Consider the following 11,933-nt stretch of genomic DNA (forward strand, 5'->3'; position numbering starts at 1 on the left):
TTTGAATCCTTCCCTTGCCGTTCCCTAGCCATTCCTTCCGGCATCTTCAGAAATCAATATTCATTGAGATGCCGATTGAGTGAGCATGCAACTTCTAAGAAGCGGGGCTGTATGCTGCCGTGGTGGCGCCATCCACGGGAATAACGGCTCCCGATATGTAGCTGGCTGCATCCGAGAGCAGAAACTGGATCAAACCAACAACATCCTCGGGCTGCCCAATGCGCCCAAGAGGCGATTCACCCGAAAGTTTATAGCCTGGTCTTGCCGCGAGCGCTCGCGTCATTTCGGTGTCTACCGTGGCCGGGGCGATGACATTTACCAGGATTTTCTTTGCAGCCAGCTCAGCGGCCAGCACCCGCCCGATGTAGCTGACGGCAATTTTGGATGCCGCATAGGCTCCGCCGCCGATTTTGGGACGCAGCGCTGCTGCCGAACCGAGAATGACGATACGTCCCAGGCTGTTACGATCGGCATATTTTTCCAGTAGCGGAATGGCGGAGCGCGCAGTCAGCCACGCGCCTTTCACATTGACAGCAAACGTCTTGTCAAAATCGAGTTCATCCATTTCGGCGAGAGAGGAAGGCCGCAGTATTCCTGCAGAGCAAATGACGGCATGAAGCGTACTCGTTTCCGCCTGTATCTTCGCGAACGCTTCGATGACCTCGGAGGATGATGTCACGTCGCACCGGACAGGAATTATGCGACCGCTCCCGCTGGCAGGCTGCAACGAGTCGGGATCCACTACTGTGCCCGACACCTCAAGAGCGTAAACTATCCAGCCCTGCTGTGCCAGCATGATCGCGCAGCTCCGTCCGATGCCGGAACCCGCACCCGTGACAACCGCGTGTTTCAATTCACGCTTATGCTCAACGGTCATAGTCCCTCTCCCCCTGCCTACCTGACTGCTCTTGTAAGCGACATCAGGTCGCCATAATGTGGATTTCTTCAAGCCGTGAGACTCGACGTCTGGCTCCCGACAGGTGCAACTCCTGGATAGCTCAGGAGGAAATTCTTGTAATACCCTCAATATTCCTAGTGTGTGCGCGAATTAAGAATATCCATGATAGGCTTTATGTCCTCTAACCCTTCAAAGTTATCGACGATATTTATAATATCCTTTATGTCGCTACTACTGAGGCATGAGGAAACAACATTGCGGAACTTGTTGACGACGTCGTTCCTTGAAATAGGATTATCGGGACTGCCCCGGCGATTCCATTCAGCTCGGGAAAAGACCCGACCGTCGGATGTGGTGATGGAGACTTTTGCGGCGTGGCGAAATGCTGCTCCACGCCCGTCTATGTCGGGATCGACACTCGCCTTTATCTTCTCTATGAAGTGCAGGAGCCGGGGATCCGACAAGCGCTTTTCGTTATACTGGTCGACAAAAGCAACACCATCGACGGCAATGACGGCCAAGCCATAGAACAAGTTCATTTGAGCAGCGGTGACGCCCTGCGCTTTATATTCCCAGGCGCAGTGAACATGCGTCATGGTGCTGAGTTTGACGTCGACACTTTCAATGTCGTCGGGGGATACCCCTGCTTCCTGCATAAGGGCGAGCAATGCGTCCTGTGCTGAGTGGATGCTTGTAACGCTGGCGTGTGGCTTGTAGCCTATTAGTGCCGTCTCCCAAACTTCGCCCAGCCCGTCCGTCAGGCGCTTCGGGTTTGGCGCTCCCGAGTAGGTGCTCAAGAAGCCTCCGTAGCCGGCTTCGAGAACATCCTGCGTTCCCGTGAAACCTTCGCGCGCCAACAGCGCCGAATACACTCCACTTTGTGCTGCTCGGCCGGCGTGGAAGCGCTTCACCATTGCCCCTTCCTGCGCCGCCATCAGCCCTCCCGCCTGGGAGCCGGCGATCCCAAGCGCGTGCTGCATCCGGCCGGCGTCCAGATCGAGGCATTTGCCTGCAGATGCGGTTGCAATAAAGACGCCGGATGCACCTTGAGGATGAAATCCGCGGAAGAATAAATTCATTGTGGCGGCGTTGCCGATCCGTATTCCGACTTCATAGCCGGCAACGATCGACGTGATGATATCTTGTCCGGTTGCGTCGCCTGACGCTTCGGCGAATGCAAAGGCTACAGGGACTGCGATGGAGCCAGGATGGAGAATGGACTCCTTATGGATGTCGTCCAGCTCGAATGCGTGTCCTGCCGTGCCGTTGACAAGGACCGCGTTCGCAATGGACGTTCGGGTTCGTCCACCGTAGACGGATGCGACTTCGCGCGCTCCTTCGGCTCGAACCATTTCCTCGACACGTTGCGTCCAAGGTAATGTGACTCCAAAAATGCAGCAGCCGATACTATCGAGAATACTCAACTTTATTTTATCGATGACGAGGTCAGGGATATCTTCAAACCGGAGCCTGGCCGCAAAAGCGGCCAGATTCGCCGTCGCATCTGGGAGAAGGGGGCCTGTTTGCTCTGTCATTTCAGATCTCAATGAAGCGACCATAGGTCAGTTACACCGTGCGGTGCGGGATTTTTGGTCTTCTGGATAAACAATCTAGAACGCTGAATCTCGTTCCGGTGCCATCTTGGAACGTCCGGCAGTCACCAGACGTATGAGCCGCGAAGGCTGATTCAAAACGAGGAGGCATCAAGTCGGTTGCGATCTCCCGTCTTTGAAGAGATAGATGTCCTCGGTTCAGCTCAAGGGAGGCATCATCGCTCATTGGTCTGCCATACTATCAAGTGTTCTTCGCGAAGCAGTCTCAGAGCGCAGTAGGCTTGTCCGGACCGAAGCGAAGATACTGTATGCAAGGAGGGCGGCCGTAACAGCCAGTACCCCTAGACTGATTGGACGCTCTATGAAGGTTGACAGGTTTCCTTGAGACAGAAGAAGGGCTCGCCGAAAATGCTCCTCCATCAGCGGTCCGAGAATGAATCCGAGCATTAATGGTGCCACAGGAAATTCGAATAGCCTCAGAATATATCCAAGGATCCCAAACGCGATCATGACCATGACGTCGCCGGTGCTGAAGTTCACCGAATAGACACCGATGCAGGCAAAAACCACGATCGCAGGATAGAGAATGCGGTAGGGGATCGAAAGCAGCCTGACCCAAAGACCGATCAGCGGGAGGTTAAGAATAAGCAGCATCAGATTGCCGATCCAAAAACTCATCACCAATCCCCAGAACATGTCAGGCTTGTCGAGCATGAGCCGGGGGCCTGGTGCCACGCCGTGCATCATCAACATGCCGAGCATGAGGGCCATGATTGGGCTGCTCGGGATCCCAAGCGTCATCATGGGGATAAAGGCTGTCTGATCGCTCGCATTGTTGGCCGCTTCCGGCGCAACCACGCCTTCTATGGCACCTTTCCCGAACCGGGAAGGATCTTTGGCAACCTTTTTCTCGACGCCGTAAGCCAGGAACGATGCAAGCATGCTGCCTGCTCCCGGCAAGGCGCCGAGAGCCGAACCGATGGCAGTGCCGCGCACCGCAGGCAGGCAGGACCTGCGGATGTCGTCGCGCATCGGAAGCATAGATCGGAATGTCACCTTGCCCACAGTCCCCGGGGGTACGTCACGAACGCTCGTGATGATTTCCGTCAGGCCGAAAAGACCCATTGCGACGGCAACAAGATCAAGCCCGTTATAAAGCTCGACGAATCCGAAATCGAAGCGTTGTACGCCGCTGTAGACATCCACGCCGACACAGCCAAGGCCGATGCCGAGAACGACCATGGCGATGCTGCGGATGGCAGAGCCCGACGACATGGTCGATGCGGCCACTAGCCCGAGCACCATGAGCGCAAAATATTCCGCCGAGCCGAAAGCGAGGGCTGTTCTGACAATTGCCGGCGAAAACAGCATCATTAAAATGATGCCGACGCTCGCTCCGAAAAACGATGCGATCGTGGTGGTGAAGAGAGCTATGCCCGCTCTACCCTGACGGGCCATCGGATAGCCGTCGAGACATGCAACCGTGCTCGAGGCGGATCCAGGTACGTTCAGCAGGATGGCGGTGGTTGAGCCTCCGTAAGCCCCGCCGTAGTAAATTCCGGCCAACATTATAAGGGCGGATGTCGGGTCCAAGTAAAAGGTGAGAGGAAGCAGCATCGATATCGTCGCCAGGGGACCGATCCCCGGTAAAACGCCAATGAGCATCCCCAGAAAGACGCCGATGAAGCAATAGAATAGATTGCTCATCGATAAGGCGGAGTTAAGCCCGTAGGAGATGTTATTGATAAGAGTATCGATATCCATCACAAAGCCCAGCTGAAGAGAGGTATGTTGATTTTCAGGCCATAGTGGAACACGACAATCGAGAATATCGCCATCGCGAGCGCAATTGCCAAAGGCTCAAGCCATCCGGATCGCTTTTCGGCATAGGTAGATGCTATCGCCGCCAGCACAACAGCGGGCAGCATGCCGAAATATGGAACAGCAAGCGCGAACAGCAATACGCTTGCCGCAATAACGATAAGTGGGCGATAGACAATGTCTATTCTATCGCCAGGCGTGAACAGACCGGTCAATATGATGACACAGCTGACCCCGCTCAGAAGCCAACCAACAAGGACGGGGAAGAGGCCTGGCCCCATTTCCCTCAATGTGCCCAGCGAATAGTGATAGGCCGGATATATTGCCAGAAGTAAGCCGAAGGCTAGCATCACCAGGCCTCCGAGTACAGACTTGTAATCCAGATTGTTCATGGCGATGACAGCTTTTGTTGTTGGTATTCAATACGGTGTTCCCCGTTCGATGCAGGAATCAGCCGTGCTTGATACCAAGTTCCGCGATCAGCGTTTCGATTGTTGTTCGCTGCTGTGTGATAAAGCCGAGGAACTCTTCGGGTGTGCCTCCGACAAGAACTGTTCCCAACGCTTCTTGCGGGCCAGCAACGGAGGGGTCCCTGCACGCCTCACCGAGCGCCTTGCTCGCTTTCTGGACGATGGAATCTGGAACGCCGGATTTGAAGAACATTCCCGCCCAATCGTCGAGATTGAAGCCGGGAAAGCCGCTTTCCGCCAACGTCGGAACGTCGGGGTGGATCTTCACTCTTTCGGCGCCTGTTGCGGCGAGAATGCGCGCCTTCCCACCGTCGAAGGCGGGCTTGATCGTGGAAGTCGTCGCAATCACCGCGTCGACCTGGCCGCCCATGAGATCACGAACAGCATCCGATGCGCCTTTATAGGGAATATGCGCAAGTTTGATGTTGGCGGTTTTCTGCATCAACGCCAGCGCAAGGTGAGGGACGCTAAAGGTAGAGTGGGTGCCGCACGTGACTTTACCCGGGTTGTTCCTGACATATTCAAGGAATTCGGCAATTGTCCCGGCTGGAAAATCTTCCCTGACTGCCAATATGCTTGGAAACCGCGCAATCTGAGTTACGGGGACGAAATCGGTCTTGTAGTTGATCGTCAAATCTTTGACGGTCACGGGGTTCGTAATCTGGTTCGCTGAATCCCAGAACATCGTATAGCCGTCGGCAGGGGCCGCCAGCGCCGCGTTGGCGCCCACAACTGCGTTCCCGCCGGGGCGGTTATCGACAACTACCGGCTGTCCGATCTTCTCCGTCAGTTTGACCGCGAGCGCTTGTGCGACAATTCCGGCGGCGCCACTCGGGCCATATGGCAGAAGAAGCGTGACTGGTCGGGTGGGCCAGTCGGCTTCTTGAGCAACGGCCCTTCCGATGAAGGGGACGCTCGCCATCGCGCCTAGAAAAACGCGTTTTGTAATCGTTGTCATCTTATCCTCCCATTCTTTTTTGTAGCTTATTGCTGCTCAAACAACCTGCAGGTAACTGGCAAATAGTTTGTAAATTCTTGAATTCCTGGACTACGCAAATGCCCCGACAAGCTCCATGCCGACAAGAGCTATGACTTCGACCGCTGCCAGCGGGACCGGCACCAGAAGGGCCTCAAATTCTACTGATCCCCTGCCGGGAGGTCCCGGCAGCCGATCCTGAAGAGAAGCGAGCGCTCGTGAAAGACGTCGGATGTCGGATCACGGAAACTCAAAGGCGCTTGATGCCAATATGCCGAATAAAGCAGATCACGATGTTCCTTTAGATTTCAAGCGAATTGCTCGCCAGGCCAGCGTATGCGCCTTGAGTGCCATGCGATTGGCTACGATGCCGTGTGGCGAAGTCAATTCCTCCTTGAGATTTCGGGAAAACTCATCAAGCAAGACAGCCAATACCACCCGGCCGCCCGATCGTGCCAGATCGGCAAGTATGCCGCCAAATTGAGCGATCAACGTGAAGTTCACGACCGAGTTACCGATGTCGTTGCCGGGCAGGACGTTGAATTTCGCCGTTACCGCCACGTTAGAGTTTCTTACTTTGCCGACCCCGACGCCCGATACGGTTCCACACCGATTATCGACATCGAAATCGGAACTCAGTTGCCCTTCGAAACGGATACGCTTTGGACCGAATGCGACGACCAGGGCTCCGCTATAAACGCCGCTCTCGTCTGGCCCTTCAAGTTCCGCACCAGGCAGACATTTGGCCATGCGCCTGAGGTCAGACATGGCTGCAATGGCCTCATCCGCCGGCAGTGGTACGCCGAAAGTGCCGTCAGAAGTGATCATGGTCGAGGTTCCTGCCTTTAGACCGAACGTGCATGTTTCAGGAATGGCGACCGGTTCGGGATGCCATATAGTACTTTCCGATAGGCGTCGTTCATTTCGGTTGGGGATACGCGCGCGTCGACAAGGAACAGACCGCCTTCCACCAGTCCGCGACGGATTGCGTCTCCTATATTTTCTTCCTTATCAAGCAACACGCCGTCTCCCCCGAGGCTTTGTGCAAGTCCAACGAAATCCGGCGAGGATTGTTTTGCGAGATTAGGCTCATACCCTTTGGCGCCAAGCTTGTGCACTTCCGCGCCCAGCGCGGCATCGTTCATCACGACCACAATCGTGGGCCTGTTGTACCGGGCGATAGTATCCAGTTCCTGGATATTCATCATCAGGCTTCCGTCGCCTTCGATGACGATGCATGGTTTGTCAGGCAGGGCGAGGGCCATTCCGAATGCAACCGGAATGGTCTGGCCGATCGAGCCGAACTGTATCGAAACGTGGAAGGTCGAATCGCTCGGTACGGGCAGGTGCATCGCCACAAATCCCAGGAAATGGCCGAGTCCCGAGACGATCAGCGCATTTTCGGGGATGGCGCGGGACAGATGGCGCATCAAGAGCCGTGGATCGAGGCCGTCGCTGGCAGACTCGTATTTGTCCGCAGCTCTGGAAAGAACGGCCATCGTTTCCTTGGTACGAAATCCAATATTGTTATGCCCCACGCTTTCGAGACGCTCAACAACCCTGGCGAGCGTTTTCGCCGCATCGCCGCGTAGATGCAGCCCTGGAAGCATTCCGAGCTTGCCGGGCTCTGAAATGTCTATGCGAGCGATCTGCGCATCAGGATAAAGCAGCCCGCCCTCACTGGTGTAGTATCCGAACTCCGCGCCAACAGCGAGAACAAGGTCAGCTTGACCAAGCACCTCCTCGCTTGCTGCGCTTGCATATGAGCCGGAAATGCCGGCATCGTACGGCATCCCGTCGAACATTCCTTTACCCTGCAGGGACGTCGCCAGCAAGGCTCCAGTGATCTCACCAAGACGGATGATCAGCCGCCGCGTTTCTGGAGAGCGGGCGCCCCGACCGGCAATGATTACCGGATACTGCGCGGTTGCCAACAGGTCGACAAGGCGGTCGACGTCGTCGTCGTTCGCTGCGGGCCGGCCGGGGATGAAGTTGCTCGCCGGTCGATAATCCCATGCCCAGTTGAGCTCTGTCTCCTGGAGCGCAAGAGGCACATCGAGAAGTACAGGGCGGCGGTACCTCCTTGTGGCATAAAAGGCCTCAGCGATCTCTTCGGCGGCGGTGTCGAGCGACTCAACCTGCACATACATGGCTTCGCAGGCATCGACGAATCGTTTGTGATCGAACTTCTGCATGCCGGTGCGGTGATTGCTTGTGGCCAGGCTCCCTGTCGCAATCACAAGTTCGCTGCGCGCGCGGGACGCGGCCACAAGGGAAGTCCCGACCTGAGTCAATCCAGGGCCGCTGGTCAGTGTGACGAGGGCTGGCCTGCCACTGCCGCGGAAGTAGCCGTCGGCCATCGCGACGGCGCCCGCTTCGTTGCGTGCCGAGTAGATCGATACACTATTCTGCTTCGCCAGCGCTGCCCAGATCGACATGTTGCCGTCGCCAATGACACCAAACATGGTGTCGACGCCTTCGTCGACCACAGCAGAGGCTACTGATTCAGCGAGCTTCATGATCGAACTTTCTGTTCCCCGTCTGCCAGGCGATACGATCCCAAAGACAGTTTCCATAAACTGCCAGTTCATAACAGCCTCTAGGCGGCATCCTCATAGCGAAGACGAATCAGAATCGTGTATTCGCATGTCATCGCTATTTCATCTCGTTGGTTCTTCACCGAAATCTCAAACTTGAGAATGGCTCTATCGCCGCCCGATGTCAGGCGCTTGTCAACGATCTTTGCGAAAGATGAAATAGTATCCCCTGGGACTACCGGTACTTTGGCGCGCACCTTGTCCAGTCCCAGAAACGCAACGATCAGATACCTGTAAATCAGCGTCGAACTGATCTGGTTCAGTGAATAATGCAGGATCGTCGTTCCGGGTAAGAGGCGATCAGGAAAAGGTGTATTGGCGCGGATCCACTCGGTATCGGCGTGAAGGGGAGCAAAGCTCCCGCCCAGTGCAGACATAAGCAAGTCAGCTTCGGTGATCGTGCGACCTGTGCCGCTGAATTCAAAGCCATCGGGAATCTCATCATAAGATCTCCACGGCACGAGGAATTGTTCTAGCGTCTTCGCCATATCAGGCCGAACCTCTACTTGTATTTCTTTGCAGTTCTGAAGATGCAGGCGATCTGATGACCCCCTGAACGATGAGCGCCTCGATCTGATCTTGCGGGAGACCGGCCTCGGCTAAAATCTCGGCGGAGTGTTCCCCATGCAGGGGCGGCGCCGTCATGTGCTGGGCCGCCAGATCGCCGAACGGGTGTGAAATGACGCGCACGCTTCCGTAGCCGGCATGGTGGACGTCCTTGACCATACCGCGCCCTTGCATATGCGGGTTATATAGAGCCTGACCGATGTCGTTGACCGGGCCGCAAGGGATCGACGCTGCATCCAGGCGAGAAACGGCCTCCTGAACGGTCAGACAAGACAATTTCTCGACAACTGCTGAATCAATGATTTGACGGTGCGCGACCCGGCCAGCCGCGGTGGTGTATCGTTCGTCGGAAGCCAGTGCTTGCAGGCCTAGGGCCTCGCAGATTGACTGCCACTGAGCATCGGTGAAGACGCCGATGACGATGTCGCCGTCCTTTGCAGGGAAAGAGCCGTAAGGGACCGAATAATAGTGCTTCGAACCCGCGCGTTGAGGCTGAATGCCTGTGGCCAGGTAGTAGCCTCCATAGTTGGCGAGGGTTGAAAGCAGGCAATCACAGAGGCCGAGATCGATATACCTGCCTTTTCCGGTTTCTCTCTTGCCGTGAAGCGCCGAAAGTATAGCGATTGTCGCAAAAAGTGATCCCGAAGTGTCGCCCACCGGCACGCCCACCTTGACCGGGGGAGAATCCGGCTCGCCATTGGTGCTCATGATTCCGGCATAAGCCTGACCTATCAGGTCGTAATAGCCCTTGCTGGCGAGTGGTCCCTCCTGGCCGAAGCCGGAAATGCTGCAGTAAACGATGCCCGGATTTAGTTTTTGCACGTCTGCGTAGGCGAGCCCACGACGTGCCATCGAACCTGGCGCGAAGTTCTCGACAAGCACGTCCGCCCGGCGCACAATTTCATTGACCGCAGCGAGACCGCGCGGATCCTTGAGGTCGACCGCCAGACTGCGTTTGTTCCTGTTGAACGCGAGGTAATAATGGCTCTGGCCAGAGATGTAGGGCGCCATGGACCGACCGACATCGCCCCGGTGGACTTCTTCTATTTTGATCACGTCCGCACCCAGATCGGCGAGGAACTGGGTGGCCAGCGGTCCGGCGATCACATGCGTAAAGTCGGCAACGACTACTCCCTTCAGGGGTAGTTGTTCGACGGAACCTATGGTTTCAGGCCTCATGGTCGGCCCTGTCCTCCCGTTTTTTAATCGTCCTCATTTTTTCCATAAAAAAAATCAAACGTCAACAAATTTGAGGTTATAATTTATGTATGTTGTCGATGTGCCCCGGAAATCCGTGCGCTTGAGTGCGGGGCATGTGGCGCGACGTTTCCCTATCGACCTTCTCCAAATTCGGGGATAAACAGGGGTTCAGGCACGGTGCAGTGGACAAAGGGGCAGCTTTGCAATGAGCGGACAGAATAGCGAATACATACCACCGAAGATGGACAACTTCCTGCTTACCGATGGCACCGAACCCGCAGTTCAACTCGACGATCTGGACCGAAGAATACTGTCGATTCTTTCTCGAAACGCGCGTCTGTCTGCCCGTGCGATCGCGAGAGAACTCGAGGTCTCGGCGACCTTGGTCCTCGATCGGATCTCGCGCCTGGAAGCGTCAAAGACAATTCTTGGCTATCGCGTGGAGGTCAGCCCGGCGGCGGTCGGATTCAGCGTCAGCGCCTCGATAGGAATTCGGCTCAGCAACGGCGTCGATATTCGGGATGCCATGAGCTATCTTGCTACGATCGACGAAGTTCAGGTCGTTGTTGCGATTTCGGGTCAGTACGACCTTTTGGTCAGTGTCTTGACCAAGAACATCGCCGATTTGTCGAGAGTCACACTTACCAAAATACGGGCGATGCCCGGCTTCTCCAGCAGCGATTGCATGATTGGGCTCATGCAGATGCGACGGGTCGGAGGGCGCTTCTCCTTTGTTTGGACGAACGAGTGATCCTAGGCGATTAATTTTAGCCCTATAGCATATGGCGCATGGAAGGACTGTGAGCAATGGCGATCTCTTTGGGTTTCATTGGCGTTGGCGTAATGGGCGCACCGATGTGCAGGCATCTTGCTCAAAAAAGTGGCTCGACTGTGTATGCTTTCGATCGGAATGCAAAAGCGCTGGAAATGCTCGAAGAGCACGATGTGCAGCCGGTGGCCTCTGCGGCAGAGGTGATGGCATCGGCGGAAATCGTGTTCATTTCACTGCCCAGCGGAGCCCATTTGAAGAGCCTCTGCGAAGGACGGGACGGCTTGCTGAGAAATAGTCGGCCGGGCCAGACCGTCGTCGACCTCGGAACGAGCCAGCTTGAACTGACCCGCAAGATCGGCGACCGGTTCGAGGCGGCGGACGTGAGCTACGCCGATGCTCCGGTCGCGCGCACGCGCGCCGCTGCGGAGGCCGGGAATCTCGCCGTGACCGTCGGGGCGCGCCCTGAAGTATTCGAGCGCATAAGGCCATATCTCGCCTGCTTTGCGACGGAGGTGACTCATTGCGGTCCGATCGGCAGCGGGCAGGTCGTGAAGATCCTCAACAACATGATCGTTTCGAGCACTGTGGTCGCCTTGTGTGAAGCAGCTCTCATTGCGCAACGCAACGGAATCGAGACGACGGAGCTATTCCAGACACTGGCTAAGGGGTCGGCCGACAGCTTCGCTCTGCGCAATCATGGCTTGCAGTCCGTCGCTGTCGATTCTTTCCCGATCGGTGTATTTTCCACGGAGTATGAGCTGAAGGACGTAACTTACGCGCTTCAGATGGCCCGCGACGCTCACGTTGAGGCACGCTCGGCGCGCCTCACCCAAAATCTGCTCAGGAAGGCGGTGGATGCAGGCTGGGCCCACGAATACTGGCCGGTAATCAAAAGGCTTGTAGCGCGCCCCCGCAATCAAGAAAGTCATCAAAAGACTATATAAGCCAATATTTTAGCGCGGAATGACATAAAGTTGCTCCGTATCCAGCGTTGAGCAAGTAGTTTCGGCATTCGTACTGCGTGAATTGTCGAGCAAGGAGCCGGTACGTCTCCACGTTGCTTCTTGGGTTCGTTCTGC

Annotated in this window: 11 protein-coding genes; 2 read left to right on the plus strand and 9 right to left on the minus strand. The window is 56.0% G+C overall.

The genetic code is table 11. The features are described from left to right. Positions 1-94: 94 nt before the first annotated feature. The 9 genes from ACUSIJ_RS26625 to ACUSIJ_RS26665 form a co-directional block, all read right to left on the minus strand. A complete protein-coding gene (locus ACUSIJ_RS26625) occupies positions 95-877 on the minus strand; it encodes an SDR family NAD(P)-dependent oxidoreductase (protein ID WP_449311446.1) in 783 nt (260 codons plus the stop codon). 155 nt (positions 878-1,032) lie between these two features. Beyond that, entirely contained in the window at positions 1,033-2,433 is a 1,401-nt protein-coding gene (locus ACUSIJ_RS26630) for an MmgE/PrpD family protein (protein WP_449311447.1), read from the minus strand. Positions 2,434-2,673: 240 nt separating this feature from the next. Then, positions 2,674-4,215, minus strand: a complete 1,542-nt coding sequence (locus tag ACUSIJ_RS26635; RefSeq protein WP_449311448.1) for a tripartite tricarboxylate transporter permease — start codon at positions 4,213-4,215, stop codon at positions 2,674-2,676. Further along, positions 4,215-4,664 carry a tripartite tricarboxylate transporter TctB family protein gene (locus ACUSIJ_RS26640; RefSeq protein ID WP_449311449.1) on the minus strand — a complete coding sequence of 150 codons (450 nt, stop codon included), beginning with the start codon at positions 4,662-4,664 and terminating at the stop codon, positions 4,215-4,217. The genes ACUSIJ_RS26635 and ACUSIJ_RS26640 overlap by 1 nt, the downstream gene beginning before the upstream one ends. Positions 4,665-4,722: 58 nt before the next feature. Beyond that, a complete protein-coding gene (locus ACUSIJ_RS26645; RefSeq protein WP_449311450.1) occupies positions 4,723-5,700 on the minus strand; it encodes a Bug family tripartite tricarboxylate transporter substrate binding protein in 978 nt (325 codons plus the stop codon). 306 nt (positions 5,701-6,006) lie between these two features. Then, positions 6,007-6,546 carry an SRPBCC domain-containing protein gene (locus ACUSIJ_RS26650; protein ID WP_449311451.1) on the minus strand — a complete coding sequence of 180 codons (540 nt, stop codon included), beginning with the start codon at positions 6,544-6,546 and terminating at the stop codon, positions 6,007-6,009. Between the two features lie 17 nt (positions 6,547-6,563). After that, entirely contained in the window at positions 6,564-8,237 is a 1,674-nt protein-coding gene (locus ACUSIJ_RS26655; protein ID WP_449311452.1) for a thiamine pyrophosphate-binding protein, read from the minus strand. An 80-nt stretch (positions 8,238-8,317) separates the two neighbouring features. Continuing rightward, positions 8,318-8,803: a MaoC/PaaZ C-terminal domain-containing protein gene (locus ACUSIJ_RS26660; RefSeq protein WP_449311453.1), complete on the minus strand. Its 486-nt coding sequence runs from the start codon at positions 8,801-8,803 to the stop codon at positions 8,318-8,320. Position 8,804: 1 nt separating this feature from the next. Next, positions 8,805-10,061, minus strand: a complete 1,257-nt coding sequence (locus ACUSIJ_RS26665; protein WP_449311454.1) for a CaiB/BaiF CoA transferase family protein — start codon at positions 10,059-10,061, stop codon at positions 8,805-8,807. A gap of 226 nt (positions 10,062-10,287) precedes the next feature. On the opposite strand from ACUSIJ_RS26665, the gene ACUSIJ_RS26670 reads away from it, so the two are divergent. Both ACUSIJ_RS26670 and ACUSIJ_RS26675 read left to right on the plus strand, forming a co-directional pair. Beyond that, positions 10,288-10,833, plus strand: coding sequence for an Lrp/AsnC family transcriptional regulator (locus ACUSIJ_RS26670; RefSeq protein WP_449311455.1), 546 nt, complete (start codon positions 10,288-10,290; stop codon positions 10,831-10,833). Between the two features lie 56 nt (positions 10,834-10,889). Next, positions 10,890-11,798 (plus strand): NAD(P)-dependent oxidoreductase, encoded by a 909-nt coding sequence (locus ACUSIJ_RS26675; protein WP_449311456.1) that lies wholly within the window; start codon positions 10,890-10,892, stop codon positions 11,796-11,798. Positions 11,799-11,933 lie beyond the last annotated feature (135 nt).

It is taken from the genome of Pseudochelatococcus sp. B33, assembly GCF_053570585.1.

What these genes read in the sequence shown, in the direction of transcription:
- ACUSIJ_RS26625 (WP_449311446.1), bottom strand. Translation starts at nt 877, where the DNA reads ATGACCGTTGAGCATAAGCGTGAATTGAAACACGCGGTTGTCACGGGT.
- ACUSIJ_RS26630 (WP_449311447.1), bottom strand. Translation starts at nt 2,433, where the DNA reads ATGACAGAGCAAACAGGCCCCCTTCTCCCAGATGCGACGGCGAATCTG.
- ACUSIJ_RS26635 (WP_449311448.1), bottom strand. Translation starts at nt 4,215, where the DNA reads ATGGATATCGATACTCTTATCAATAACATCTCCTACGGGCTTAACTCC.
- ACUSIJ_RS26640 (WP_449311449.1), bottom strand. Translation starts at nt 4,664, where the DNA reads ATGAACAATCTGGATTACAAGTCTGTACTCGGAGGCCTGGTGATGCTA.
- ACUSIJ_RS26645 (WP_449311450.1), bottom strand. Translation starts at nt 5,700, where the DNA reads ATGACAACGATTACAAAACGCGTTTTTCTAGGCGCGATGGCGAGCGTC.
- ACUSIJ_RS26650 (WP_449311451.1), bottom strand. Translation starts at nt 6,546, where the DNA reads ATGATCACTTCTGACGGCACTTTCGGCGTACCACTGCCGGCGGATGAG.
- ACUSIJ_RS26655 (WP_449311452.1), bottom strand. Translation starts at nt 8,237, where the DNA reads ATGAAGCTCGCTGAATCAGTAGCCTCTGCTGTGGTCGACGAAGGCGTC.
- ACUSIJ_RS26660 (WP_449311453.1), bottom strand. Translation starts at nt 8,803, where the DNA reads ATGGCGAAGACGCTAGAACAATTCCTCGTGCCGTGGAGATCTTATGAT.
- ACUSIJ_RS26665 (WP_449311454.1), bottom strand. Translation starts at nt 10,061, where the DNA reads ATGAGGCCTGAAACCATAGGTTCCGTCGAACAACTACCCCTGAAGGGA.
- ACUSIJ_RS26670 (WP_449311455.1), top strand. Translation starts at nt 10,288, where the DNA reads ATGAGCGGACAGAATAGCGAATACATACCACCGAAGATGGACAACTTC.
- ACUSIJ_RS26675 (WP_449311456.1), top strand. Translation starts at nt 10,890, where the DNA reads ATGGCGATCTCTTTGGGTTTCATTGGCGTTGGCGTAATGGGCGCACCG.